Origin of the sequence: Streptomyces sp. NPDC002574 (assembly GCF_042889545.1) — a bacterium.
Taxonomy (GTDB): domain Bacteria; phylum Actinomycetota; class Actinomycetes; order Streptomycetales; family Streptomycetaceae; genus Actinacidiphila.
In genome coordinates, this window is record NZ_JBIARB010000008.1 from 53628 (window position 1) to 79362 (window position 25735).

General features: G+C 73.4%; 21 protein-coding genes, 1 tRNA gene and 1 pseudogene. 10 read left to right on the forward strand and 13 right to left on the reverse strand.

What is annotated here, in order from left to right; genetic code table 11:
- Positions 1 to 94 precede the first annotated feature (94 nt).
- Both selA and ACFYXS_RS20285 read left to right on the forward strand, forming a co-directional pair.
- Positions 95 to 1444, forward strand: coding sequence for an L-seryl-tRNA(Sec) selenium transferase (gene selA, locus ACFYXS_RS20280; protein WP_389249989.1), 1350 nt, complete (start codon positions 95 to 97; stop codon positions 1442 to 1444).
- 2 nt (positions 1445 to 1446) lie between these two features.
- Positions 1447 to 3249 (forward strand): SelB C-terminal domain-containing protein, encoded by a 1803-nt coding sequence (locus ACFYXS_RS20285; RefSeq protein ID WP_389249991.1) that lies wholly within the window; start codon positions 1447 to 1449, stop codon positions 3247 to 3249.
- Between the two features lie 26 nt (positions 3250 to 3275).
- On the opposite strand, the gene ACFYXS_RS20290 is transcribed toward ACFYXS_RS20285, so the two are convergent.
- Positions 3276 to 3368 (reverse strand) — tRNA-Sec (locus ACFYXS_RS20290).
- A gap of 122 nt (positions 3369 to 3490) precedes the next feature.
- Between ACFYXS_RS20290 and selD the strand changes: the two genes are divergently transcribed.
- Positions 3491 to 4519, forward strand: coding sequence for a selenide, water dikinase SelD (gene selD, locus ACFYXS_RS20295; protein WP_389249993.1), 1029 nt, complete (start codon positions 3491 to 3493; stop codon positions 4517 to 4519).
- Positions 4519 to 5122: pseudogene (locus ACFYXS_RS20300) on the forward strand (hypothetical protein). Before selD ends, ACFYXS_RS20300 begins: the two are co-directional and overlap by 1 nt.
- A 217-nt stretch (positions 5123 to 5339) precedes the next feature.
- Here ACFYXS_RS20300 and ACFYXS_RS20305 read toward each other — a convergent pair.
- Both ACFYXS_RS20305 and ACFYXS_RS20310 read right to left on the reverse strand, forming a co-directional pair.
- Positions 5340 to 5888 carry a hypothetical protein gene (locus ACFYXS_RS20305; protein ID WP_389249995.1) on the reverse strand — a complete coding sequence of 183 codons (549 nt, stop codon included), beginning with the start codon at positions 5886 to 5888 and terminating at the stop codon, positions 5340 to 5342.
- 428 nt (positions 5889 to 6316) lie between these two features.
- The gene (locus ACFYXS_RS20310; RefSeq protein ID WP_389249997.1) at positions 6317 to 6715 is read right to left on the reverse strand and encodes a nuclear transport factor 2 family protein; all 399 of its coding nucleotides are present in this window, start codon (positions 6713 to 6715) and stop codon (positions 6317 to 6319) included.
- Positions 6716 to 7037: 322 nt separating this feature from the next.
- Between ACFYXS_RS20310 and ACFYXS_RS20315 the strand changes: the two genes are divergently transcribed.
- Positions 7038 to 8705, forward strand: coding sequence for a phosphodiester glycosidase family protein (locus tag ACFYXS_RS20315; RefSeq protein ID WP_389249999.1), 1668 nt, complete (start codon positions 7038 to 7040; stop codon positions 8703 to 8705).
- A 51-nt stretch (positions 8706 to 8756) separates the two neighbouring features.
- On the opposite strand, the gene ACFYXS_RS20320 is transcribed toward ACFYXS_RS20315, so the two are convergent.
- Together ACFYXS_RS20320 and ACFYXS_RS20325 are read right to left on the reverse strand one after the other, a co-directional pair.
- A complete protein-coding gene (locus ACFYXS_RS20320) occupies positions 8757 to 9254 on the reverse strand; it encodes a hypothetical protein (protein WP_389250001.1) in 498 nt (165 codons plus the stop codon).
- Positions 9255 to 9314: 60 nt separating this feature from the next.
- On the reverse strand, positions 9315 to 9809 hold the full coding sequence (locus ACFYXS_RS20325; protein WP_389250003.1) for a PaaI family thioesterase: 495 nt from the start codon (positions 9807 to 9809) through the stop codon (positions 9315 to 9317).
- 90 nt (positions 9810 to 9899) lie between these two features.
- Here ACFYXS_RS20325 and ACFYXS_RS20330 point away from each other — a divergent pair, with 90 nt between their 5' ends.
- Positions 9900 to 10367, forward strand: a complete 468-nt coding sequence (locus tag ACFYXS_RS20330) for a winged helix-turn-helix transcriptional regulator (RefSeq protein ID WP_389250005.1) — start codon at positions 9900 to 9902, stop codon at positions 10365 to 10367.
- Between the two features lie 60 nt (positions 10368 to 10427).
- Here ACFYXS_RS20330 and ACFYXS_RS20335 read toward each other — a convergent pair whose 3' ends face one another.
- Positions 10428 to 10736: a hypothetical protein gene (locus ACFYXS_RS20335; RefSeq protein ID WP_389250007.1), complete on the reverse strand. Its 309-nt coding sequence runs from the start codon at positions 10734 to 10736 to the stop codon at positions 10428 to 10430.
- Positions 10737 to 11518: 782 nt separating this feature from the next.
- Here ACFYXS_RS20335 and ACFYXS_RS20340 point away from each other — a divergent pair.
- Complete coding sequence (locus ACFYXS_RS20340) at positions 11519 to 12751, forward strand: MFS transporter (RefSeq protein ID WP_389250009.1); 1233 nt, start codon at positions 11519 to 11521, stop codon at positions 12749 to 12751.
- Between the two features lie 51 nt (positions 12752 to 12802).
- On the opposite strand, the gene ACFYXS_RS20345 is transcribed toward ACFYXS_RS20340, so the two are convergent.
- Together ACFYXS_RS20345 and ACFYXS_RS20350 are read right to left on the reverse strand one after the other, a co-directional pair.
- Positions 12803 to 13696, reverse strand: coding sequence for a LysR family transcriptional regulator (locus ACFYXS_RS20345; RefSeq protein WP_389250011.1), 894 nt, complete (start codon positions 13694 to 13696; stop codon positions 12803 to 12805).
- 114 nt (positions 13697 to 13810) lie between these two features.
- Positions 13811 to 14938 (reverse strand): PP2C family protein-serine/threonine phosphatase, encoded by a 1128-nt coding sequence (locus tag ACFYXS_RS20350; protein WP_389250820.1) that lies wholly within the window; start codon positions 14936 to 14938, stop codon positions 13811 to 13813.
- Positions 14939 to 15316: 378 nt separating this feature from the next.
- Here ACFYXS_RS20350 and ACFYXS_RS20355 point away from each other — a divergent pair, with 378 nt between their 5' ends.
- On the forward strand, positions 15317 to 16213 hold the full coding sequence (locus ACFYXS_RS20355) for an alpha/beta fold hydrolase (protein WP_389250013.1): 897 nt from the start codon (positions 15317 to 15319) through the stop codon (positions 16211 to 16213).
- Here the strand turns inward: ACFYXS_RS20355 and ACFYXS_RS20360 are convergent.
- Genes ACFYXS_RS20360 through ACFYXS_RS20370 form a run of 3 tightly spaced genes read right to left on the reverse strand, consistent with a single transcriptional unit; the run spans position 16140 to position 18864 of the window.
- Positions 16140 to 17018, reverse strand: coding sequence for a metal ABC transporter permease (locus tag ACFYXS_RS20360; RefSeq protein WP_389250015.1), 879 nt, complete (start codon positions 17016 to 17018; stop codon positions 16140 to 16142). The genes ACFYXS_RS20355 and ACFYXS_RS20360 overlap by 74 nt on opposite strands.
- Positions 17015 to 17920 (reverse strand): metal ABC transporter ATP-binding protein, encoded by a 906-nt coding sequence (locus tag ACFYXS_RS20365; RefSeq protein WP_389250017.1) that lies wholly within the window; start codon positions 17918 to 17920, stop codon positions 17015 to 17017. The genes ACFYXS_RS20360 and ACFYXS_RS20365 overlap by 4 nt, the downstream gene beginning before the upstream one ends.
- On the reverse strand, positions 17917 to 18864 hold the full coding sequence (locus ACFYXS_RS20370) for a metal ABC transporter solute-binding protein, Zn/Mn family (protein WP_389250019.1): 948 nt from the start codon (positions 18862 to 18864) through the stop codon (positions 17917 to 17919). The genes ACFYXS_RS20365 and ACFYXS_RS20370 overlap by 4 nt, the downstream gene beginning before the upstream one ends.
- A gap of 218 nt (positions 18865 to 19082) precedes the next feature.
- On the opposite strand from ACFYXS_RS20370, the gene ACFYXS_RS20375 reads away from it, so the two are divergent.
- A complete protein-coding gene (locus ACFYXS_RS20375) occupies positions 19083 to 20168 on the forward strand; it encodes a PP2C family protein-serine/threonine phosphatase (protein WP_389250021.1) in 1086 nt (361 codons plus the stop codon).
- Positions 20169 to 20282: 114 nt separating this feature from the next.
- The gene (locus tag ACFYXS_RS20380; RefSeq protein WP_389250822.1) at positions 20283 to 20975 is read left to right on the forward strand and encodes an alpha/beta fold hydrolase; all 693 of its coding nucleotides are present in this window, start codon (positions 20283 to 20285) and stop codon (positions 20973 to 20975) included.
- A gap of 123 nt (positions 20976 to 21098) precedes the next feature.
- On the opposite strand, the gene ACFYXS_RS20385 is transcribed toward ACFYXS_RS20380, so the two are convergent.
- Together ACFYXS_RS20385 and ACFYXS_RS20390 are read right to left on the reverse strand one after the other, a co-directional pair.
- Positions 21099 to 24014: a M4 family metallopeptidase gene (locus tag ACFYXS_RS20385; RefSeq protein ID WP_389250023.1), complete on the reverse strand. Its 2916-nt coding sequence runs from the start codon at positions 24012 to 24014 to the stop codon at positions 21099 to 21101.
- 240 nt (positions 24015 to 24254) lie between these two features.
- A complete protein-coding gene (locus ACFYXS_RS20390) occupies positions 24255 to 25589 on the reverse strand; it encodes a PP2C family protein-serine/threonine phosphatase (RefSeq protein WP_389250025.1) in 1335 nt (444 codons plus the stop codon).
- Positions 25590 to 25735 lie beyond the last annotated feature (146 nt).

Here is a 25735-nt window from a genome sequence, read left to right on the forward strand (position 1 = left end):
CCGGGCACGGGCTCCGGTGTGGCGCGCACGCGCGATGGGCGTGGCGGTCGTAGCCTGACGGGGCTTCAGCAGGGCCAGAGCGAAGGTGCAGCAGATGGACCGCGATCACGCCTCCGCCGCGCCGGCCGACGAGCGGCGCCGACTGCCGCGTACCGACGCGCTGTTGGCGGACCCCCGGCTCGCCGCGGCGGCGGAGCGGCTGGGACGGGGCCTGGTGAAGGACGTGGTCGCATCGGTGCAGGAGCGGGCGCGGGCGGGCGAGGTGCCCGTCGCGGAGGTCGCCGATCACGCGGTGGCCGCGCTGCCGGCCACCGCGGCCGGGCTGCGACCGGTGCTCAACGCCACCGGGGTGCTGCTGCACACCAATCTGGGCCGGGCGCCGCTGTCGGCCGCCGCACGCGAGGCCGTCATGGCCGCGGCCGGGACCACGGACGTGGAGCTGGACCTGGCCACCGGCGGACGCTCCCGGCGGGGGCGGTCCGCGCTGCAGGCCCTGCTGCGGCACGTGCCGGACGCCGAGGCCGCACACGTGGTCAACAACGGCGCGGCAGCGCTCGCGCTGGCCGCGACCGCACTCGCCCAGGGCCGGGAGATCGTCGTCAGCCGCGGCGAACTCGTCGAGATCGGCGACGGCTTCCGCCTGCCCGACCTGCTCGTCTCCACCGGCGCCCGGCTGCGGGAGGTCGGCACCACCAACCGCACCACGCCGGCCGACTACGCCGCGGCCGTGGGACCGGAGACCGGCTTCATCCTGAAGGTGCACCCCTCCAACTTCCGCATCACGGGCTTCACGCGCGAGGTACCGGTCGCCGAACTGGCCCGGCTCGGTGTGCCCGTGGTGGCCGACATCGGCTCCGGTCTCCTGGACCCGGAGCCGCTGCTGCCCGAGGAGCCCGACGCTGCGAGCCGGCTGCGCGCGGGCGCGTCCCTCGTCACCGCCAGCGGCGACAAGCTGCTCGGCGGCCCGCAGTGCGGGCTCGTGCTCGGCCGTGCCGACCTGGTGGAGCGGATGGCGCGCCACCCGCTGGCCCGCGCCCTGCGCGTGGACAAGCTGACCCTGGCGGCTCTGGAGGCGACGCTCCGCGGGCCCGCCACGCCGACCCGTACGGCGCTGCACGCCGACCCCGCGCGGCTGCGGCAGCGCGCCGAACGGCTGGCGGCGCGGTTGCGCGCGCAGGGCTTCGACAGCAGGGCGGTCGACACGGAGGCGGTGGTCGGCGGCGGCGGGGCGCCGGGGGTCACGCTGCCCAGTGCCGCCGTGTCCCTGCCCGCCGGCTACGCGGCCCTGCTGCGCCGGGCCGACCCCGCGGTGATGGCCCGCGTCGAGGACGGCAGGTGCCTGCTGGACCTGCGGGCACTTCCGGAGGACGCGGACGGGGTGCTGGCGGCGGCCGTGTGCCGTGCCGGGCCCCGGCCGGACGGGGACGGGGACGGGGAGACCTGAGGATGCACGTCGTCGCCACCGCGGGCCACGTCGACCACGGCAAGTCCGCGCTGCTGCGGGCCCTGACGGGGATGGAGCCCGACCGCTGGGCGGAGGAGCGGCGGCGCGGCATGACCCTGGATCTGGGGTTCGTGTGGACGCGGCTGCCGGGCGCCGGGGACATCGCCTTCGTGGACGTCCCCGGCCACGAACGGCTGGTGGGCAACATGCTGGCGGGGGTCGGGCCCGTGCCCGCCGTCCTCTTCGTGGTGGCCGCCGACCAGGGGTGGCAGCCGCAGTCCGAGGAGCACCTCGCCGTCCTGGACGCCCTCGGGGTGCGGCACGGTGTCCTCGCCGTCTCCCGCTGCGACCTGGCCGACCCCGACGCGACGCGGAAGCAGGCCCTGGCCAGGATCGCGGAGTCCTCGCTCGGCGACGTGCCCTGCGTGGCCGTGAGTCCCGTGACCGGCACAGGCCTTGAGGAGCTGCGGACCGCCCTGACGGGGCTGACGCACGACCTGCCGGCCCCCGACCGGGCCGCCGACGTGCGGCTGTGGGTCGACCGGGCGTTCACCGTGCGGGGCCGCGGCACCGTGGTCACCGGCACCCTCGGGGCGGGCACCGTCACGGTCGGCGATCGTCTCCACCGCGCACGCGACGGAAGGCCCGTGCGGGTGCGCGGCCTGGAGTCCCTCAAGGAGCCGCGGGAGGAGGTCGGCGCGGTCGCGCGGGTCGCGGTCAATGTGACCGGTGCCGGGTCGGAGGACCTGCGCCGCGGCGACGCGCTGCTCACGCCGGACCGCTGGCTGGCGAGTGATCAGGTGGACGTACGGCTGCGCGGCGACGCCGCCGGGCACCTGCCGCGCGAGCTCACGCTGCACGCGGGCTCGGCCGCGGTCCCGGTGACGGTCCGTCCGCTGGGCGACGACACCGCCCGGCTGCGACTGGCCGCGCCGCTGCCGCTGCGCGTCGCCGACATCGCGCTGCTGCGGGACCCCGGACGGCATCGCGTCGCCGCGGGGATCACCGTCCTCGACGTCCGCCCGCCTCGCCTGACCCGGCGGGGCGCGGCAGCGGCCCGCGCGGCGGACCTGCGGGCGGCGGCCGGGCCCGCCGACGGGGCGGCGGAAGTGCGCCGCCGCGGCCTGGTGCGGCGCTCGGAACTGCTCGCCATGGGGGTGCTCCCGCCGGCCGCCCCGGTGGCCGGGGACTGGCTGGCGGACCCGGCCCACTGGGACGACCTGCGGGACCGGCTGCGCCGGGCCGTCGACGACCACGCCGAACGCCACCCCTTGGAGCCGGGCATGCCCCTGGAGGCGGCCCGCCAGGCGCTCGGCCTTCCGGACCGCTGCCTGGTCGAGGCGCTGCTGACCGCCGAGCCCGGGCTGCGCCACAGCGAGGGTCGGCTCTTCGGCAGCCGGGGCCGACCCGCGCTTCCGCCCGCCGTGGCGACCGCCGTGGACGCGGTGTGCGCCGACCTGGCGCGTACGCCGTTCCACGCTCCCGACGCGGACCGGCTGGCCGAGCTCGGGCTGACCCCGAAGCTGCTCGCGGCGGCCGAGGCGGCGGGGGCGCTGCTGCGGATCGGTGAGGGTGTCGTGCTGCTGCCGGGCGCGGACGCGCGGGCGGCGGACGTCCTGGCGCGGCTGGAGCAGCCGTTCACGGCGAGTCAGGCGCGCCGTGCCCTGGACACCACCCGGCGAGTCGCCATCCCGCTGCTGGAGTACCTCGACCGGCACGGCCGCACCGTACGGGTGGACGGGGCACTGCGCCGCTGCCGCGCGGCCGACCCGCCGGAGGGACGGGACCGCCCGGATGCGGGATGAGCGATCCGGGTGCGTCGGTACGCCGGCGGAGACGGACGGGAATCGAACCCGCCTGCCCGAGTTGCTCGGACACCTCGGTTTTGAAGACCGGGAGGGCCACCAGGCGCCTTTACGTCTCCCTGCCGGGCCGTCAGCACCGTCACCACGGCGCCGGTCCGGCCACGCGCCCATCGAACCCGCGGCCCATGGGCCTGTCAACGCGCCACACGGCGCCCCCTCCCACGAAAGGAACGACGCACCGATGACGGGAACCGACGTCCGCCAGGACAGTGTGCGGCTGACGCAGTACGCCCACGGCGGCGGCTGCGCGTGCAAGATCCCTCCCGGCGAGCTGGAGGACATCGTGGCCGGGCTGACCTCCGGGGCGGGGACGAACGGAAGCGGGTCCGGCCTGCTCGTCGGGCTCGACAGCGGCGACGACGCCGCCGTCGTCCGGCTGCCCGACGCTCCCGGCTCCCCCGCGGTGGTGGCCACCGCGGACTTCTTCACGCCGGTCGTCGACGACCCCTACGACTGGGGCCGCATCGCCGCCGCCAACGCGCTGTCCGACGTCTACGCCATGGGCGGCACGCCCCTGGTGGCCGTCAACCTCCTCTGCTGGCCGCGCGAGGTGCTGCCGTTCGAGCTGGCCAGGGAAGTGCTCCGCGGCGGCCTGGACGTCGCCACGCAGGCGGGCTGCTTCGTGGCGGGCGGCCACAGCGTCGACGACCCGGAGCCCAAGTACGGCATGGCGGTCACCGGCACCGCCGACCCGTCCCGCCTGCTGCGCAACGACGCCGGGCGGCCGGGGATGCCGCTGTCGCTCACCAAGCCGCTGGGCCTGGGCGTGCTCAACAACCGCCACAAGACGACCGGCGAGGTCTTCCCGCAGGCCGTGGAGACGATGGCGACGCTCAACCGGGCAGCGTCGGAAGCGGCGTTGGCGGCGGGCGCGGTCTGCGCGACCGACGTCACCGGATTCGGCCTCCTCGGGCACCTGTACAAACTGGCGCGCGCCTCCGGCGTGACGGCGGTGCTCGACGCCTCCGCCGTCCCCTTCCTCGACGGCGCGTGGGACGCCGCCCGCGCGGGCCACATCAGCGGCGGCACCCGCCGCAACCTCGCATGGGTCGCCCCGCACACGGACTTCGGCGGCACCGACGAGCTCACCCGGCTGCTCCTCGCCGACGCGCAGACCTCCGGCGGTCTCCTGGTCGCCGGTGAGGTGCCGGGCGCCCCGGTCGTCGGCGAACTGGTTCCGGCGGCCCCGGACCGTCTGGTCGTCCGCTGATGCGGGTGGTCCTGATCGGCGGCACCTCCCAACGTGGGCAAGTCCACCGTCGCCGAGGCCGTCGCGGACCGGCTCGGGTTCGCGTGCCTGTCGACGGACGGGCCGGTCCGGCACCCCGGGCGGCCCTGGCGCACTCCGGAGCGGGACGTGCCGGCACACGTGGCGGAGCACTACGCGTCACTGACGACCGAGGATCTGATCGCTTCCGTCCTCGGGCACTACGAGCGACTGTGGCCTCGCATCGAGGAACTGGTCGCCGTTCACACTCGTAGCGCGTCCACCGGCCCCGGCCTTGTGCTCGAGGGATCGGCCCTGTGGCCCGACCGCGTGGCGCGGTTGACGGCGCCGCACACCACCGCGGTCCGGCCCACCGCCGACACGGCCCTTCTGCGTGCCCGCGTGTACGCGGCCGGCCGCTATCCGGAAGCGACGGACGCGGAACGCGCCCTGATGGATGCCTTCTTGGCCCGCACCGACCGCTTCCAGGCGCTCCTGGCGGACGCCGTCGGCACGCTGCGACTCCACCGCATCGACGCGGGCGGCGGGCGGCCGGTTGCCGAGCCGGCGGACGCGGTGCTCGGCGTCGCCGCACCCGCCGGTTGAGCCGCACCCCGTCGCCCCGGGGTGAGGCCGACGAAGGTGTCCACCGTCACGGCGCCGGACGCCGCCCCACTATGACCGGGCGGGACGGTGTCGCCTCGTGCACGCGATGTCCGTCACACGGGCAACGCGAGCGCGAGGCACACATCACACACCACACCCGCGCACCGTCACACGGCTCTGCGGCAGTGTGTTCTCCGCGCGGCGGGCAGCGCGAACGTCAGGTGGCGGCGCGGTAGAGGCCGCGGCCGGCGCGCTGGGCCCGGGACGCCCCCACCAGCCGGTCGAGGGTGCTGCGGACGGCGTTGATGCTGCCCGCGTTGGCGTCCCGGCCGAGGGCGGCGGCGACGTCGCGGGCGCGGACCTCGGCGCCGTCGGTGGTGGCCAGGTACTCCAGGATCTGCTCGGTGAGCTTGCCGTAACCCGGCTGCGCGGCCGCGTGGGCGTCGTCACCCTCAGGGGCCGGCTCCACGGGTTCCGCGTCGGCCACGCCCGGTACCGGCTCGGCTGCGGTCACGGCCGCGAGGTCGGTGTACCGGTCGACGAACGACGACGGGTAGCCGGTCCGGGGGCGCCCGATCGTGGCGGCCTCGAGGGCGGTGGACGGCATGAGCTTCCGGAGGGCGTCCAGTGCCTTGTTCACGGAGCACAGGTGCGCCGAGACGGCCGCCAACTCGCGCTCGAGACCCTGCTTCTGGGCCTGGAGCCGCTCCGCCTCGTCCCTGAGGGCCTCTGCCGTGGCCTCAATGTCCCGGGGGGTGTGCGTCATTGACTCCAGGTGTCCTCTCGTCCTCGGCCGGCCGGCGACTTCCAATATGGCACGTTCCGGCGTTCCTGATATCCGTCGTGGCGGGTCACGCCACAACGGATGGACACCCGCACGCCGGATGACAGATTAGTACGCCGAACTGTGAGGTGATCACAACAGATCGTCCCGGATCCTTTGCCCGGGAAATCGTTACCATCCGCCCGATGTGACGCATCTCGCAAGGGCGTCCCCCGGTCCGGCGGGACGCCGACAGCGCAGGTGGGCCGCCCGCACGGGCCGGTGCTCAGTGCCGGTACCCGGCTTTCCGGCGCATGGCGATGCGACGTGCCCCACCCTCTTTGGGCGATGCCGTTCTCCGATGTCTTCAGGGGATCGCCGTCCCACGCAACGGAACGCACTGACGGAATGGACACCGGCGGTCGCGCCACTCAGTCCCGGAAGGCGCGGTCGACCAGCCAGGTGTCCTCGAAGAGCCGCATCCTGACGATCCTGTCGCCGTCCACTCGCAGGTGCATGGCCACCGGCGTGGTGAAGGTGCGGCCGGTGGCCTTGACGCGCCGGAAGAAGGTGCCCAGGACGACGGCGTCGGGGCCGTCGACGAGTACCTGCTCCACAGTGTCGACGTTGTCCTCGACGACGAGGTGCGACCACAGTTCGCGCAGGTAGGGAGCCACGTCGGCCCCCTTGGTCCGGCGCCCCGTCCAGGGCAGCTCTTCCGAGCCCGGGACGTACCGGTCGATGTCCTCGGCGAACACGCCGGCCGCCTTGCCGGCGTCGCCTTCCGCGAGGTGGGCGAAGATCCGGCCGATGACTTCCCGAGTGCTCACTGCGCGCGCCTTTCGTTCGCCCGACGGTTATGGACCGTTCCGTACATAATAGGCGTTCCGGACTAGATGGTCAAAAACTATCGCCCGGGGAGGCGGGACCTCGGGAGGACGCAGTGGGCTCGGCCCGTCACGGCCGTGCACCCGGACAACTGATGTACCGTCACCTCCGCGTGGACGAGGGGCAACCGCCGACGCTTGTCACCGAAGGTTCTCCCACGGGCCCTTGGCCCTTGACGTGCGTGTCTCCGCGCGGGGCTGGAATGGCGGTCGATCACGGTGCCGGGACGACCGGCGCCGCGGAGGACCGTACGTCAGGAGAGGCATGTCCGTGACAGCCGAGAAGGCGCGCCGCCGCACGAGCCGGGTACGGCAGGACACTTGGAGGGTCGCCGCGCTGGGCGCCGCTCTCGCCCTGGTGGCCCTGGTCCCGCCCGCGACGGCCGGGGCGTCATCCACCCCGTCCGCCCAGTCCGCCCCGTCCACCCAGTCAATCACCCCCGCTCCGCACAAGATCGCCTGGACGACGCAGAACGTCGCCCCCGGCGTCCAGGTCCGCACCGGGGTCCTCAGGGACGCCGACGCCGCGGGTGTGTGGACGGTCACCGTGCAGGCGCCCGCCGTCAACCGCCTCACCGGCGCCGCCACGTGGGCCCCGCTCGGGGACCGCGCCTGGGCGGACGCCACCGCCGCGCGCCTGCGGGACGCCGGTTTCGAGCCCCGGCTGGAGCGTGTGGCGTGGGACGACTACGCCGACACCCCGCACGGCACCATGGGCTGGCAGGTCCGGGTCGGCCGCTACGCCACGCAGGCCGAGGCGGCGCCCGCCAACACCGCGCTGGTGGCCGCCGGTTTCCGGGCCTCCGTCGAGTGGACCGGCTACGACGGCCGCCAGGCGGCCGACGGGGAGCGCATCCACGTCGCCGTGCTCGACCCGCTGCGCATGCGCGCGACGATCGCGGTCAGCGACGGCGGCAACACGGCCGACCGCGAGAAGACCTCCACGGTGGCCACCCGCCTCGGTTCGCTGGTCGGCGTCAACGGCGGCTTCTTCGTCACCTCGGACGCGGACGGCGTCCAGGGCACCATGGCGGGCCTGTCCGCCGTGAACGGACAGCTGGAGTCGATGGCCGTCGGTTCGCGCGCCGCGCTGATCCTCGACAACGGGGGACGGCGGCCGCGTATCGCCGACCTGTCCACCACCGTGACGGTACGGGCCGGCAGCGCCGCCTACGCGGTGCAGGGCATCAACCGCGTCCCGGGCAAGCTCCGCAACTGCGGGCGTCCGGACGCCGTTCCCACCGCCCAGCCCCGGCACGACACGACCTGCACGCTCGCGGACGACCTGGTGAAGTTCACCTCGGCCTTCCGGGCCGCGCTTCCCACGGGCGCCGGCACCCAGGTGGTCCTGGACGAGCGGGGCGTCGTCGTCTCCGCGGGCGCGCGCGGCGGCACGGTGCCGGAGCACGGCTCCGTCCTCCAGGGCACGGGCGCGGCGGCAGCCTGGCTGACCGGCCACGCGCACACCGGCGCGCGGCTGTCGCTGCGCGAGGTCGTCCGGGACTCCTCCGGGCGCGAGGTGCGACTCGGCGCCGACGACAGCATCGTCAGCGCGGCTCCGACCCTGCTCCAGAACGGGCGCGTCCACATCGACGCCGCCACCGAGGGCACCCTGGACCCGCTGGACCTGTCGTTCGGCTTCGCCTGGTCCAACGTCCGCCAGCCCCGCACCCTCGCGGGCATCGACCGGTACGGCCGTCTGCTGCTCGTCACCGTCGACGGACGCCAGCCCGGCGTCAGCGAGGGCTTCACGCTCGGCGAGGCCGCCCGCTTCATGCGGTCGCTCGGCGCGGTCCAGGCCCTCAACCTCGACGGCGGCGGCTCCACGGCCATGACCGTCAAGGGCGCCCTCGTCAACGTCACCTCCGACGCGACGGGTGAGCGCGCGGTCGGCGACACGATCCAGGTGGTCCCGGAGACGGGCCGGCACTGACCCCGACCGGGTCCCGGGGCGGCGTCCTGACGGGCGCCGCCCCTTTCCGTACTAGCGGGACGTCGCGGCGAGAGGCTCCGGCCCGGCCGCGCCGCGACGGCGCACGCGGAGTTCGGAGACGGCGAACCCCGCGGCGCACAGCATGCCGGCGGTGGCGCCGACCATCACGAGGATCGCCGTGGGCGGCAGGTCGTCGCCCGCCGGGTAGCGCTGACCGCAGAGCCGCACCGTGCCGGGGTGCCGGCCGGCGGCTTCCAGGCACAAGGAGTCGCCGGCGCCGAGTTGTTCGGGCATCTTCGCCTCGGGCAGCCCGCTGTCGGAGAAATGACGTCCGGCGAGTTCGTAGCCGACCAGAACCTCACGGCCGCCCTTGCCGGTTTCCCGGACGCGTTCCACGACACCCCGCACCCGCACCGGGGACGCGTCGATCCGATCGGCCGCGCGCAGTTGGGCGATCAGGAACCAGGTGGCACCCAGGCCTCCGAGCAGGAACGCGAGCGCGATGACAGTGGGAATCCTCGGCAGCGATCTGAACGTGTCCCCCCGCATGGCCCGCATTGTGCCACGCGTCGTCCCGCGGGGCGCCGCTCGGGCGGCGCCCACGGCGGTCTAGCGCGGCTGCAGCGGGAAGAGCATGCAGCTGCTCGTCGCATGGGCGAGCAACCGGTCCTGGGCGTCGAACAGTTCGGCCTGGGCGAGGGCGGTGCGGCGGCCCTGGTTGAGGACGCTGCCGACGGCACGCACCTTGCCGGTGTCCACGTTCATCGGACGCAGGAACTTCAGGCTCAGGTCGAGCGAGGTGTAGCCCATGCCCGCGGGCAGGACGGACTGCACGGCGCAGCCGGCGGCCGAGTCGAGGAGTGTGGCGTACACACCGCCGTGGACGCTGCCGATGGGGTTGTAGTGCTCCTCCCCCGGCTCCATGGTGAAAACGGCACCGCCGAACTCGACCTGCTCCAGCGTGAATCCGAGCGTCGCGGCGATGGGCGCCGCGGGCAGGCGTCCGGCCACGATGTCCTGGAGGAAGTCCAGTCCGCTGCGCTGCCCGACGGCGGCCGCGGAGACGCTCGGGTCCTTCCACTCGAACGTACGTGACCGGGTCATTGCCGCCCTCTCTCCAGCTGACTTCGCCATCCGAAGTTAGAGGGTCGCACATCTGGCTGTCAATGCCGAAGCCAGCCTACGATGGCGGGCATGACCTGGCTGGAGACCAGCACCGAGAACTGCACGGTGCAACGCACCCTCGACCTGATCGGCGAGAAATGGTCGCTGCTGGTGCTGCGCGAGGCGATGAACGGCGTACGCCGCTTCGACGACCTGCGCCGGCACATGGGACTGTCCGAGGCGGTGCTCGCCGACCGGCTGCGCAAGCTCGTCGCCGCCGGGCTCCTCGACACGGTCCCGTACCGCGAGCCGGGCAGCCGCACCCGGCACGAGTACCGGCTGACCCGCAAGGGCTGGGACCTGTGGCCCGCGATGATCGCCCTCAAGCAGTGGGGCGACCGCTACACCGCGGATCCCGACGGGCCGCCGCTGGAGGTCCTCCACCGCGAGTGCGGCGCACCGGTGGAGACGGTCGTGGTGTGCACGGACGGCGACGGACCACTGACGCCCCGTCAGGCCGTCACGCGGCCCGGGGCGTCGGCCCGCGCCGCCGGCTGAGACGGGGGCAGCCCGTGCCCGGACCTGAGGTCCGGGCACGGGCCGAGTGCTGCTCAGCGGTCACCGGAAGCCGTAGCCACCGAATCCGCCGAAGCCGCCGTAACCTCCGTAGCCGCCGAAGCCACCGAAGCCGCCATAGCCTCCGTAGCCGCCGAAGCCGCGGTAGCCGCCGTAGCCGCCACCCCAGCCGCGGCCCCAGCCGCCGCCCCAGCCGCCGCCCCAGCCGCCGCCACCGAAGTGGGCGGACGTCACGGAGGCGTGGGTGACCTGCGGGGTGGCGGCGTTGGCGGCGCCGGCGCCGGCGAGTGCGAGAAGCGGTGCCGCCAGGGCGGCCGCGGCGACTCGACGAGCAGTGATGTTCGCGCGCATGGGATTCCCCTTCGAGACGGGAACGTCGGATCGCGGTCCGCGTGGGGCGACCGCTGTCGCACCGGCCGTACGTGGTGACCGGTACGACGTGGGCGTCTCGTCCGAAGACGTGGTCCCGCCGTTACAGACGTGACCAATGTGGCCAAAGCCACTAAAAACGCCCAGATATGACCGTGCCACGAGGGGGTCGCGGAGTCAAAAGATAGACAGGAGGGGGCAAAGTGCGGCCTGGGCACTGGGGCTGCCGCCCTATTTCCCACGCTCCGTAGTCAGTTGATCACCATGAGTGTGTATGCGGCACCCACGTACGTGCCCTCACTCCGCACCCCCGGACACCCGCACTGATCGGCACACCAAGTACGCCCACCCGATGCGGAGTTGACCGCCGATCCCGCCGCCCGACCTGCCGGGCGGCGTCGCGCATGCCGGCACCGGGAGCACCGGATCCGTAGCGGAACAGCACAGGGGCGTCACTCTGCGTGGCCCGGTAATGGCCGTGATTTCGCAGAACTGCGAGCCACGTCCTCCCCCGAACCCCCGCCGGCCCCGGAGCGGGAACCCCTCTCGGCGGCGCCGAGGGGGCCGGCGAACGGAGCCGAGGACACAGCCATCGCTGAGGGAGATAACTGACATCGGCATTCATCTCCGTGTCATGGGAAGCGTCCGCGCCTCCCCGACGCTGGACCACCTGGAAGGGCGGGCACCGTCGAACGGTCCCGCCCGGACGAGAGCACCGTCCGAACCGCACGACGCGGTTCCGCACCCCAGGAGAAGCAGCGTCCGTGTTCGCAACAACCGTTCAGCAGGCCCCGCGCCAGTCCGCGCCCGGCAAGGAGGCACACGGCGTTCCGGGCTGGCTGGTCGCGCTCCTCGCCGTCGCCACCGGGATGACGGTCGCCAACCTCTACTACGCCCAGCCGCTGCTCTCCTCGCTGAGCCGGGTCTTCCACCTCAGTACCACCGCCGCCGGAGGGCTGATCACCCTCACACAGGTCGGTTACGTGATCGGCATGCTCTTCCTGGTGCCGCTGGGCGACCGGCTGGAGAAGCGCCGGCTCATCACCGTGCTGCTGGCCGTCACCACGGTGGCCTTGGCCGTGGCCGGTGTGGCCACCACTTTCCCCGTCCTGCTGATCGCGTCCCTGGTGAGCGGCGCCACCTCCGTGGTCGCGCAGATCCTCGTCCCGTTCGCCGCCAGCCTGGCCCCCGACCACGCGCGGGGCCGGGTCGTCGGCCGCGTCATGAGCGGACTGCTCACCGGCATCCTGCTGTCGCGCACCATCAGCAGCCTGGTCTCCGACGTCGCCGGCTGGCGCTACGTCTACCTGGGCTCGGCCGTCCTGATGGCCCTGCTCGCCATCGCCCTCCGCGTGGCCCTGCCGCAGCACGCCCCGACGATCTCCATGCCGTACGGCCAGGTCCTGCGGTCGACGGCGCGGCTGGTCCGCACGCACCCCGCGCTGCGGCGGCGGGGCCTGTACCAGGCGGCGATGTTCGGTGGCTTCAGCGCCTTCTGGACCACGATCTCCTTCGTGCTGACCGGGCCCCGCTTCCACTACTCCCCCGTCGGCGTCGCCCTCTTCGCGCTCGTCGGGGCTGCCGGTGCCGCCGTGGCCCCGCTGGCCGGGCACTGGGCCGACCGCAGGCTGGCGCGCCCCATGACGGCGGCCGCCTTCGGTACGGCCGCGGTGGGCTTCGCCGTCGCGGGCCTCGGCGGCCACCACATCGTCCTGCTCGCCCTGGCCGCGATCCTGATCGACATGGCCGTGCAGACCACGATGATCCTGGGCCAGCACACCGTGTACCAGCTCGACGCCGACGCGCGGGCCCGGCTCAACAGCGCCTTCATCGCCATCTTCTTCACCGGCGGCGCGCTGGGGTCCCAGCTCGGCTCCCTCGCCTACCACGCCGCCGGCTGGACCGCGGTGAGCGCCCTGGGCGCCCTCCTGCCGCTCCTCGCCCTGGCCTACTGGTTCACCGAGCGCCGGCAGCCGCGGCCACGCGCCGCGCACTGAGGAACCGGACGCGGCGCGCCCCCACCCGACACCGGCGGGGGCGCGCCCGCGTCATGCCGGCTCCGCGGTCTCCGTCACCGCGAGGGGCGTGATGTGCCGCAGCAGGGCCTCGACGGCCGGGGTCGGCTCGCCCTGCGGCCGGACCACCATCACCTTCCAGGCCGGTACGTGATGCGTGAACCGCCGCAGCGCCAAGCCGGGGAAGCGGGCCGCGATCGACGCGGGCATGATGCTGACGCCCAGGTCGTGGCGGACCAGCTCCGAGGCGGCGACGATGTCGTTCACCTCGTAGGCGGTGCCGCGTTCCACGCCCGCGGCGCGGAACGAGCGGTCGACGGCGTAGCGGACCGCCCACCCCGGCGAGAAGTCGACGAAGGGCAGCCGGGCGACCTCGGCGTGCGACACCACGTCGGTCTCGGCGAAGGCACGCTCGGGCGAGGCCACGAGCAGCATCTCCTCGCGCGACAGCAGGCGGGTCACCAGGCCCCGCTGCTGCTGGCGGGCGAGCGCGACGACGGCCAGGTCGACGGTCCCTTCCCGCAGTGCCTGCCGGATGTCGGCCACGGCCGCCTGCCGCAGACGGACGCTGACGCCGGGGTGGTCCCTGCGGAGACTGGCCAGGGCGTGGTGGAGTTCGGCCCAGACCCCCTGCATCGTGCCGACGGTGACCTGGCCGCGCAGCTCGCCCCGTACCGCGTCGACCGCGGCCCGCGCGTCGGCCGCCGCGCGCAGCGCCGTCCGTGCCGCGGGCACGAAGGCCTCACCGGCCGGTGTGAGCGACACGCGGTGCGTCGTACGGTCGAAGAGCGGGCTGCCGAGCTCCTTCTCCAGGGCGCGCACCGTGCTGGACACGGCCGACTGCACCACGTGCAGACGCCGTGCCGCCGCGGTGAACCCGCCCTCCTCGGCCACGGCGACGGCGACCTCCATCTGCCGCAGATCCATGCGCGCCCACCACCGTCCTCGCGTGTCCCGGGCCCCGGCGGGCCGGCCCTTCGGGGGACCCGTACCCGTGATCATCGCATCCGCCGCCCGCGCCGGGGAGGTGGGCGCCGGGGTTCACGCGGAGGGTTCGCGGGCCGGCACGCCGTTGCACTGGATCGCGATGGCCGCGATGTCGTCGCCGAGCCGGCCCCCGCCGTAGCGGAGCAGCTCCTGGTGGAGCCGGTCCAGCAGCTCGCGGGGCTCTCTGCGGCCCTGGCCGCGGATCCAGTCCGCGAGCGGGAAGAAGGCGCCGGTGCGGTCCCGGGTCTCGGTCACGCCGTCGGTGTAGAGCAGCAGCTGGTCGCCCGGGTCGAAGGCGAAGGTGTCGACCCAGTAGCGGTCCCCGATGAGCCGCGCGAGGTTGAGCGGCGGGGAGGGCATCGTGGGTTCCAGTACGCGGATCTCCCCGCGGTGGATCAGCAGCGGCGGGGGGTGCCCGCAGTTCAGGATCCGGACGTGGCCGCTGCCGTGCGGGATCTCGGCGAGCACGGCGGTGGCGAAGCGCTCCGGCAGGTCGGGCCCCGGGAACGTGGCGCTGTGCCGGGCGATGCTGGTCTCCAGGCGCGGGGGGATGCCCCTCAGGTCCGGCTCGTCGTGGGCGCTCTCCCGGAAGCAGGCGGTCACGGCGGCCGCCGCGCCCACCGCGGACAGGCCCTTGCCGCGTACGTCGCCGATGAGCAGCCGCACGCCGTGCGGGGTGTCGGCCGCCTCGTAGAAGTCGCCACCGATCCGCGCCTGCTCCTGCGAGGCGAGGTACAGCGACTCGATCTCGACGCACTGCATGCGGTGCGGCAGGGGACGCAGCAGCACCTGCTGGGCCGCGTCGGCGACGAGCCGCACCTGGAAGAGCGCCTCCTCCCGCTGGAGCCGGACGTGGCTGGCGTAGGCGGCTGCCAGGGTGACCGCGACGATCGCGGCACCCGTGTACGGGGTCCCCAGGTCCGTGTAGACCATGCCGAGGCCGACCATGACCAGGAGGCAGCACACGCCCAGCAGGATCGTGGGGATCACGGGCCACATCGCGGCCGCGAGGGCGGGCGCGGTGGGCAGGAGCCGGCTGAAGGCGATCTCCCGTGGTGTGGCGAACGCCAGGACCGCGATCAGGACAGTCAGCAGCACCGGCGGCAGCAGGGCGGCCCGCCACCGGCCGACGTGGCGGGAGCGACTGCCCCATAACTGTCTGCGCGCGATCACGAAACGCATCATATCTGCACAAATAAGGCAACAGCAGCCCCTCGGTCCGGGCGGGCGCCGGCCGAGGACGAGGACGACTGCCCGGACAGCGGGACGGCTCACCCCACGGACGCCCGCCGTGAGCAGCCACGGGAACCGCGGCAGCGGAGCTGACCGGCATTCGTGGTTCCGGCGTGGGCGCGCCTCGGAACGATCGGCTTCCCCCCTGCGTCCCGGCGCCACTGGGGGTGGCCGGAATCGTGCGCGCGGCCCATGTCCCGCTCACGTTCCCCGCCTGACGTGGACCTACGCGGCGGCCTGCGGCCAACCCGCCGGCCGACGCGCGCCCCGGCCCGCGCCCGGCCGGCCCGTGCGAGGGGGAGAAACGCGGCCGCATAGGCTTCGCTGGTGTCCGACGAAACATCGCTCTCCGTCTTCGCCCTGCCGGCCGGGGCCCGCCGTACGACGCTGCCGACCCGGCGCGGTGCGTTCGCCGCCCTGGAAGCCGCTCCCGGTACCGCTGCCCGGGGCACCGTCCTGCTGCTGCCCGGCTACACCGGCAGCAAGGACGAGTTCATACCCCTGCTGAGTGCCCTGGTGGACGCCGGCTACCGCGCGGTCGCCGTCGACGGCCGCGGCCAGGACGGGACGACGGGCCCGGACGACGAGGCCGCCTACGCGCAGGAGGCCCTGGTGGCCGACGTGCTGGCGCAGGCGGAGGCCCTGGGCACGCCCGTGCACCTGCTCGGCCACTCGATGGGCGGACAGGTCGCCCGTGCCGCCGTCCTCACCGACCGCCGTCCCTTCCTCTCCCTCACGCTGATGTCGTCCGGGCCCGCGGAGGTCGGCGAGGAGCGCGGGCTGCTGCTGAAGCTGCTCCTGGACGCCCTGGTCACCATGACGATGCAGCAGATCTGGGACGTCATGCAGGAGCTCAAGCCGGCCGCCGCGACACCGGCCGACACCGAGATCCTGCGGCAGCGCTGGCTGCGCAACAGCCCGGTGCAACTGCGTGTCGCCGGCGCCCGGCTGCTGGAGGGGCCCGACCGGACGGAGGAGCTGGCCGCCGTCACGGCGCTGCCGCTGCACGTCCTGTACGGCGACCGGGACGACGCCTGGGCGCCGGACCTCCTCGCGGACATGGCCCGCCGGCTCGGCGCCCACCGGACCGTCGTGGCGGACGCGGAGCACTCGCCCAACATCCAGCAGCCGGCCGCCACGGCGGCCGCCCTCACGCGGTTCTGGGACGGGCTGCCCGCCGCGGGCCCCGACGGCCCGCCAGACGGCAGCACGCGTAGATCGTGAACGAGATCGTCGTCACGTAGGGGCTGATGGGGATGGTGCTGCCCAGCGCGAGGAGGATGCCGCCCTCGATCGAGAGGATCGCGAACCCCGCGCTCAGCACCGCCAGCAGCACCGGTGAGGCGGTCACACGGGCCGCGGCGGCCGCGGGGGTCACGACGAGGGTGAGGACCAGCAGCGCCCCGATGATCTGCACCGACAGCGCGACCGCCGCCCCGAGCGCGAGCATGAAGGCGAAGGACAGTCCCTTCAGCGGCACGCCGCGTGCCGCCGCGACCTCGGGGTCCGCGCTGGCGAACGTCAGCGGCCGCCACATGATCGCCAGGGCGACGAGGACGAGCGCGGACGTGCCGATCAGCCAGGTCGTCCGAGGGGTGTCGACCGCCACGATCTGCCCGGTGAGCAGGCCGAACTTGTTGGCCGCGCGGCCTTTGTAGAGCGCGAGGAAGAGCACGCCGAGGCCGAGCCCGAACGGCATGATGATGCCGATCGCCGAGTTGCGCTCACGGGCCCGCGCGCCGAGCACCCCGATCGCCCCGGCAGCGACCAGGGATCCGGCGATGGAGCCCGCCACCACGTTCACCCCCAGCAGCAGGGCGCCCGAGGCCCCGGCGAAGGACAGCTCGCTGATCCCGTGCACGGCGAACGGCAGGTCCCGCATGATGACGAAGACCCCCACCAGGCCGCCGACCAGGCCGATCACGGCCCCGGCGATCAGCGAGTTGCGGACCAGGGGCAGGAGTTCGCCGTAGTGGTCGAAGACGAAGACCTGCTGCCACAGGCCGTCGGCGAGCGTCGTGCCCGTCATGTCCGCCCTGCCTTTCCTGTCTGCCGGACCCCCGTGACTTCCGGCGGTTCGGCGTGGTGGGGAGGGCCGGCCGCCTCGTCGGGCGCGCCGACGACCGTGACGCGGCCGCCGACGCGGACGACGTCGACCCGGGTCCCGTACAACCGGGACAGCGAGTCCGAGGTCAGCACCTCGTCCGGGGGCCCGGTGCGGTGGCCGCCGCGGGCGAGGTAGAGGACGCGGTCGGCCGCGCCCAGCACCGGGTTGATCTCGTGGGTCACGAACACCACGGCGGTGCCGTGCGAACGGCGCCGGGCGTCGACGAGCCCGGTCACCGCCCGCTGGTGGTGCAGGTCCAGGGAGAGCAGGGGCTCGTCGCAGAGCAGGATCCGCGGATCGCCCGCCAGCGCCTGCGCGACCCGTACCCGCTGCCGCTCGCCGCCCGAGAGCAGGCCGACCGGTTCGTCCGCGTACGCGTCCGCCCCGACCGACCGCAGTACTTCGTCGACGCGGCGGCGGACCGCGCGGCCGGACCGGCGCGGCCCGAAGACGTGGCCGTCGATGCCGAGCCGCACCAGGTCCCGGGACCGCAACATGGTCTGCGCGGACAGCGCGGCCTGCTGCGGGATGTAGCCGATGTGCCGGCTGCCGTCGCGCGGGGGCGCGCCAAGGACGGTCAACGTCCCTGCGGAGAGCGGCCGGTGGCCCAGCAGGGCCCGCACCAGACTGGTCTTGCCTGCCCCGTTGGGACCGAGGACGGCCAGGAACTCACCGGGGCGCACGTCGAGGTCCAGCCCCTCCCACACCACGCGCGAGCCGTAGGCGAGTGCGCCGCCGCGCAGGCTGATCACCGGTGCCGTGCCGCTGCCGGGCCAACCGCCTTGGCGGGCCCGGGGGATGCGGGCCGCGGCGGGGTCGCTCATGCGCCCAGCGCGCCCGCGAGGGCGTCGACGTTGGCGGTCATCCAGCCGAGGTAGTCCTTGCCCTGCGGCAGGGTCTCGGTGACGGGGACGACGGGGATGCCGGCCGCCTCGGCCGCCTTCTGAACCTCCTGGGTCTGCGGGCCGGAGGTCTGCTCGTTGTAGACCAGCGCCTTCACCTTCTTCCCGGTGAACAGGGCCAGCGTCTCCTGGAGCGTCCGCGGGGAGACGTCGTCGCCCTCCTCGACGGCCTCGCTGAACTCCGGGGGTGTCGCGTTGCGCAGGCCGCTCGCGTCGATCAGGTACAGCGGCACGGGCTCGGTGATGGCCACCGCCTCGCCGCCGTGCGCGGCCTTGATACCGGCCTCCTTGGCCATCAACGGCTCCAACTCGGCTTTGAAGGCGGTGGCGTTGGCCGTGTAGGCGCTCGCGCCGGCCGGGTCGGCGGCGGCGAGCGCGCCGGCTATCTCGTCGGCGATCCCGGCGACCGAGGGGAGGTCATACCAAACGTGCTCGTTGAGCTCGCCGCCGGGCGGCGCGGTCTTCCCCGACACCTTCACCGCGTTGATCACGCGGGCGGAGTCGTTGCCGGCGCTGCTCAGCATGCGGTCGACGAAGTCGTCGTATCCGCCGCCGTTCTCGATCACGACCTTGGCCTTCGACAGGGCCAACTGGTTCTGCGTGCCCGCCTCGTAGGAGTGCGGGTCCTGGTCGGGGCTGTCGATGATCGAGGTGACGTCGACCCGCCCGGCGCCTATGCGGCGGGCGATGTCCCCGTAGACGTTCGTGGAGGCGACCACGGGCACGTGAGCGGACGCGGCCGGGGACGACGCCGAGGACGGGACCGTCTGCGACGAGGCGCCCGACGTGGTGCCGCATCCGGCGGCGAGGGCCGCGAGGCAGAGCCCGGCACCCAGGGCCAGGGGCCGGGACGGGGACTTGGGCATGGGCATGGATTCCTCCGAGGAGTGCGTGATGGGCTCTGACCAGGACTATACACAAACGGTTATCGTTTTCAATAAGCCCTTCGAGCCGTCCCGCGGCCCTGTCGGCACCGGGGCACGACGCGAGAGCGGGACACTCCCCGGTGCCGCTGCTCGCGGCAGAGCGCTCGGCGAGCAACCGTGGAAGGGAGGAGAACACGAATCGGCAGGAGGGTCGCCGCATGCCTGGTCTCTTCGGCGGGAGAGGCGCGGACCAGCCATGGCTGCCGCGATGGGCGCGCAGGCTCAAGATCACCGGCTATGCCCTGGTCTTGATGTGCGTGGTCGCGGATTTCGCGGTGGGGACGCGAGTCACGTTCGCTCCGGTTCTCGCCGCTCTCCCCGTGCTCGCGAGTGCGGGCACCCGCCGGGCCGCGGTCCCGGCGGCAGCGGGGGCCGTTGCCTGCGCCGTCCTCGTCGCTCTGGCCTCCTACGACGTGGACGTCCCCGCCGTCGTTCTGGCGACCGCGGCGGGCACGATCGTGGCGACCACCTTCTTCAGCTGCGCCGGCGTCATGGTGCTGGCCGCCCAGGAGCGGGAGCTGACCAAGGTGCACACCGTTGCCGAAGCGGCACAGCGCGCACTGCTGCGGCTGGTGCCACGACGGCTGGGGCCGCTGGTGATGGCGGTGCGGTACGTGGCGGCAGAGGCCGAAGCGCGTATCGGCGGGGATCTGTACGAGGCGGTGCCCACCTCCTACGGAGTGCGTCTGATCATCGGCGACGTCCGCGGGAAGGGCCTGGCCGCGGTGGAGACCGCTGCCGACGTACTCGGAGTGTTCCGTGAGGCCGCACGGGCCGAACCGGAACTGGCCGAGGTCGCCAAACGGCTGGACGCGGCACTCGCCCGCCGCTCGGCGAGGGAGGATTTCGTCACGGCGGTACTGGTCGGCGTTCCGGACGCACCGGGACTGGCGGCCGTGGTCAACTGCGGCCACCCGCCACCGCTGATCTGCCACGCCGGCAAGTGCCGTGAGGTGATCCCGGCCGTCGCCGCGCCGCCGTTGGGCCTGCGAGGGCTGGTGGACAGGGACTATCGCGCCTGCCCTGTCACCTTCGTCAGCGGTGACCTGATGCTGCTCTACACCGACGGCGTGGCCGAGGCACGGGACGCCGCGAACCGCTTCTATCCGCTCACCGCACGCGTGAGCGCCCTGCGCACCGAAGATCCGGAAGCCCTGCTGGAAGACCTGCTCGCGGACGTCCGCACCTACGTCGGCTCCGATCTTGAGGACGACGCGGCGCTGCTTGCCATTCGCCGGGAATGAACGGCGCCCCGGTCCCGCATCAACAAGGCGGCATCAAACTTCCGGCCGCGGGCAGCTCTCCGGAACCGTGCGGGACGTAGCGTCGAACGCATGAGTAGAACGTCACCTTTCGTCATGGTTCCCGGAGCGTGGCACGGCGGATGGGCCTGGCAACCCGTGGCCCGGCTTCTGAGATCCGCGGGAGAACAAGCGGTGACGCTGACGCTTCCGGGCCTCGCAGGCAGTGACGACACCGTGGCCCCTCGCCCGAGAGATGCCATAGACCATGTCATTCGCCAGGTGGAGCGTCTCAAGGCGGAGGAAGTCGTTCTGGTCGCCCACAGCTGGGCCGGGTACCCGGTGACGAACGCGGCGTACGAACTCGGGGACCGGGTCACCGCGGTCGTCTATTGCAACGCCTTCGTGCCGGCTCCGGGGAGGAGCAGTTTCGACGAACTCCTCCCGGAGATGAAACTCCAGGTCCGGGAACTGCTGGATGCACCCGCCCATACGTGGCCGATCGATTTCGACTTCGTGCGGAAATACCTCCTGCAGGGTCGCTCCGAAGACCTGCAACGCCTCGTCGCGGCACTGGTCACTCCCATGCCGGGCGCCTATGAGACCGAGGCCTTCGACGCCCCTGATCTGACATCGCTCGACGTCCCCTTGCTCTACCTCCTCAGTACGGACGACCGAGCGCTGCCCCGGCCGGGCGCGGAATTCGCCGCCCGGCTCGGTATGCGGCCGGTCATGATCCCCGGCCCTCACAACGCCATCATCACGCACCCCGAAGAAGTGGCCCGGCGCATCATCGACTTCGTCCAGTGACCTGCGACGCCGCCGAGGCGGACGCCTGCTGCGGCCCCCCTGGAGGGGTAGCCGCAGACGGGTCATGGCAGTGGGCCCCCGTCGCGACGTGTCGCGACGGGGGCCCACTTGCTGCGGGGAGGGTCAGGAGCAGGTGCCGGCGGGGCGGTTGCGGGTCACGAGGTCCGTGTCGGTGGTCGTGGTGTCCAGCCACAGGACGCGCCGGCCGGTGTCGGCCGCAGCGTTGGCCTGCTGGCCGTGGCTGCAGGAGACCCGTCCGAGCGGGGTGCCCTGCGGGGTGAACTGGTAGAGCTTGGCCAGGGAGTCGTTGTAGTCGTCGAAGACCTGGGTCCAGGACGCGTACACCGTGAGGGTGACCGCGGTGTCCGAGGCGGTCAGGCCGTACGCGCGGACCGGGTGCGCGCTCTTCTCCGGTATCACGTCGGTGACATGGGAGCCGTCGAGGTCCGCACGGCGCAGCGTGGTCAGGTCGTCGTCGGTGTAGTCGGTGTCGATCAGCCAGTACACCCCGGAGTCGGTGAGGACCGGGGCGCTGATCCACTCCGGCTGCGAGGGTGCGCCCAGCATCGTGGTGGCGCCGGTCGCGATGTCGTACACCTCGACGGCGACACCGTAGACGCCGTCGAACAGACCGTCCTGGATGTACGCGATGCGCCCGTCGCGCACCGCCGGCTCGGAGGCCTGGTTCTCCTGACGGCCGAGCGGGACCTGCCGCGGGACCGTGGCACCGCCCTTGAGGTAGAAGACCCGCAGGCGCCCGGACGTCTCCTCGCGGTACGACCACGCCACCGTGTCACCGTCGACGCTGAGGCCGCCGATCTCGGAGGTGGTGCTGAAGAGCGTCTTCGCCTTGCCGCCGGTGACCGGCGCGGCCAGGATGTCGTAGGTGCGGGTGTAGGGGTCGTCAGGGGAGACGAGGCCGCCGACGGCCACCCAGACCACGCGCTTGCCGTCGGTGACGGGACTGAGGTGGGAGCGCCCGTCGTTCGGGGAGACCTGGCGGGGCTTGCCGGAGCCGTCGGTGCGACCCACCCGGACGGCGTACGGGGCCAGGCTGTCGGCGCTGGACTTCGGTGCCGCCCACCAGCCGTTGCCCGCGCTGGGGTTGTTGCCGCTGCCGGTGTACGACATCAGGGTGCCGACCCGGCCCATGAGGACGTCACTGTCGAGACCGAGGGACTTCTCCCAGCCGGGAACGATGCCGTGGGCGGCGAAAGCGCCCTTGACCGTGGCCAGTTGATTGCCCTTGACGCCGAGCGACCGGGCCGCCGCGACGACCGCGTCGCGGCCCTCGTCGAACCCGTCGAGCGGGGCGATGTAGGAGGTCAGGGCCCGGTAGACGATGCGGTCGGCGAGCGTGCCGCCCAGGCCTTCGCGGATGTCCCACAGGGCGCCGCTGAAGATGGTGGAGTTCATGTGCACGCCACCGTTGTCGTACGAGGACCCGAGCGGCAGTCCGAGGAACTTCGCGGTGGAGGCGCCGTCGTTGAGGTCGCGGAACGCGCACTGCCTCGGCGTGCGGGTGCGGCACAGGTCGCCGCCGATGAGGCCCGCGTCGGGGTCGGTCATCGGGGTGTGGTTGACGGTGACGTCGATGGTGTTGCCGAAGTAGTCGGCGATCGCCTCGTTCATGGCGCCGGACTGGCCCGCGTACACGAGGTCGGCGGTGTGCTCGACCACGCCGTGGGTCATCTCGTGGCCGACGACGTCGAGGTCGGAGGCGAGCGAGCGGTACTCGTCGTCGCCGGTGCCGTAGACCATCTTGGTGTGGTCCCAGAAGGCGTTCACGAACGGGGAGCCGAAGTCCGTGACACCGACGAGGGAGTTGATGGTCATGCCCTTGCCGTCGAGGCTGTCGCGCTTGAAGGTGTCGCGGTAGAAGTCGTACACCTGGCCCGCGGCCCAGTGCGCGTCCACCGCGCCGGTCCCGGTGAGCTCGGGGCCCACCTTCGGCGCGGGCGAGGCGAAGGGGACGACACCCTCGGGCCAGGCGCCGGAGACGTCCTGGTACCAGAGGCTGGAGGCGTCCCAGGTCTGGATGACGCCGCGCTGCCTGCTGTCCGCCATGTGCGCGGTGTCGCGCAGCAGGTACTGACCGGTGGCGGCGTCCTTGGTCAGGTACAGCGGCACGGTCCTGCCGCCCAGGAGGGTGCCGCTGCCGGTGACGCTGCCCGAACCGGCGCCGGGCGCGGCCGGCTTGCCGGGCCTGGGGGATTCGCCGGTCCTCATCGACGTGCCCTCGGCGTGGACGCCGGAAGCGGCCTGGGCCGGTGCCGCGAAGGTGGGGAGGCCGCCGGACTGGAAGAGCGTGACACCGGTGGCGGCGTCGACGTACACCTCCTGCACGAGCGGTGCGCGGGTGGCGGGGTCGGTGCCGCGCACGGTGACGTGGCGGGTGAGCACGCCCTTGCCGACGGGCAGCACGGTCAGGCCCCGGTCGGTGCCCGACAGGTCGTCCGCGGCGGTCCTGGCGTGGGCCGGGCGGTAGCCGCCGCGGGCGAGCCCGGACCGGATCTCCTGGACGGCGTTCCGGACCGCGGTGGCCGCCGGGAGGGCGGGCCGGGCGGTGTCGACGTCCAGGGCGGTGAAGTAGGCACCGGAGGTGCCGGTGACGGTCCGCTTGCCGTCCCGGTGCGCCATGCGCACCACGTACTGCGCGCCCAGCACCGGCACGCCCCGGTACCGCTGGCCGAGCCGTACGGTCTCCGAGCCGTCGGCCTCCGACGTCACCGAGTCCGTGACCAGGTCCCGGTCCGGTGCGGGGATCCGGTAGCGCTCCTGGTGACCGGCCAGATGCGAGCGGGCGGCCTCCGCGGCCGGGGCCGACGCGTCCACCGCGTCGTCAAGCCCCTCCACCAGGGCGGGAGTCGCCGTGCCGGGAGTGGGCTCCGCGCCGGTGGGCGCGGCCGGCTCCGCTTCCGCGGCGTGTGCGGGGGACGTCAGCCCGGCGACTCCCAGCGCCGTGGTGGCGGCGAGCAGAGCGGCCAGGCCGGCCCGGCCGGGTCTGTGAACGGGCCTGCGCCGTGTACGAGATGACATGGACAACGCGCCTCCGACGGCCCGGCACGACCCCGGGCCCGGTAGTGGGTCTTCGGATGCTCGGCGCACCATCGCGCCCGCGGCTCGTCCCGACCCTGGTCGTCCCACGCGCGCATGACAAGAGAAGATCCCCTGGGAGTACGCGCAATTGCGCAGGTGCGAAGCGCGGGTGGCCGTACCGGAGCGCGGGACGCGCGGGGCCGCTCCGGACCCGTGGTATGCCGGAGGTCGTGGGCCGCGTCAGTCCGTGGGGGTGCGCAGGGCCAGGATGGCCAGGTCGTCGTGGCCGTCGCTGGGGTGCTGGTCGGCGATGACCGAGCAGAACCGGTCGACCGGCAAGTGGGCGTTCGCGGCGGCGAGTTGGGCGAGGGCCCGCAGACCGATGTCGACGGGCACGTCGCGGTGCTCGACCAGCCCGTCGGTGTACAGCACGACCGTGGAGCCGGGTTCGAGGCGGTGCGCGTGGTCGTGCCGGCGCTCCGAGATGTCCACGCCGAGGGGCAGGTCCGGCTCGGGGGACAAGAAGCGGGCGTGGCCGTCCGGGGTGACGAGAAGCGGCGGCGGGTGGCCGGCCGTGCTCCAGTGCAGGGTCCACGCGTCCGGACCCCTGGTCTCGATGCGGACCAGGCAGGCGGTGGTCACGCTCTGCTCGTCGAAGGCGTCCTGCGTGCTGTCGAGCCGGGACAGGACGGCGCTGGGCGGCGTGCGCAGCTCGTAGAGCAGCGCACGGAGCATGCTGCGGGTCTGGGCCATGGCGGCGGCGGCGCGCAGGTCGTGTCCCGCGACGTCACCGACGACGGCGGCGCAGGAGCCGTCGGGCAGCAGGACGGCGTCGTACCAGTCGCCGCCGATGTGTTCCGGCTGCACCGGGGGCCGGTAGACGGCGGCCGCCTCGACGGGACGCAGATCGGGCAGCCCGGGCAGGAAGAGGCGCTGGAACTCCTCGTTGCGGTCGCGGACCCGCTCGAAGAGACGGGCGTTCTCGATGGCGACGCCGGCCGTCCCGGCCAGGGCCACCAGCATCGCCTCGTCGGACTCGTCGAACGGGCCTCCGTCGAGGCGCTCGGACAGGTAGAGGTTGCCGTAGACCTGCTGGTGCACGCTGATGGCCACCCCGAGCAGCGTCCGCAGCTTCGGGTGGCCGGGCGGGAAGCCGACCGACTCGGGGTGCCGGGCGATGTCGGCCACGCGCAGCGGCTCGGGGTGGTGGATCAGATAGCCGAGCAGGCCGCGGCCGCGCGGGAGTTCCGTACCGGCCAGGCGTTCGCGCTCCGCGTCGTCCAGGCCGACGGTGAGGAACTCGGCCAGGCCCTCGCCCTTGGCGTCGAGCACGCCGAGCGCCCCGTAGCGCGCCCCGACCACGTCCACCGCGGCCGACACGATGCGGGACAGCACGACTTCCAGATCGAGTTCGCGGCTGATCGCCAGCATCGCCGCCATCAGCAGATGCAGTCGCTGCTGGGCCCGCGCCAGGTCGTTCAGCTCCGACGAGATCCGCTCCAGGCCCGGATCCAGCGGGAACCACGCGTGGCCCAGTCCGCCGGAGTCCCGCCCGGCGCCACTCACCTCACCCATAGCAGCGACACTCGCCCACGACGATCCGACAACGGCAGGAACCGCACACGACACCACCAGACACCACGATGCAGAACAAAAGCTTCGATGGTGCCCCCGCGGTCCGCCACCGCGCACCGCGCCGCCATCGGGGTGGCGGCGCGCGC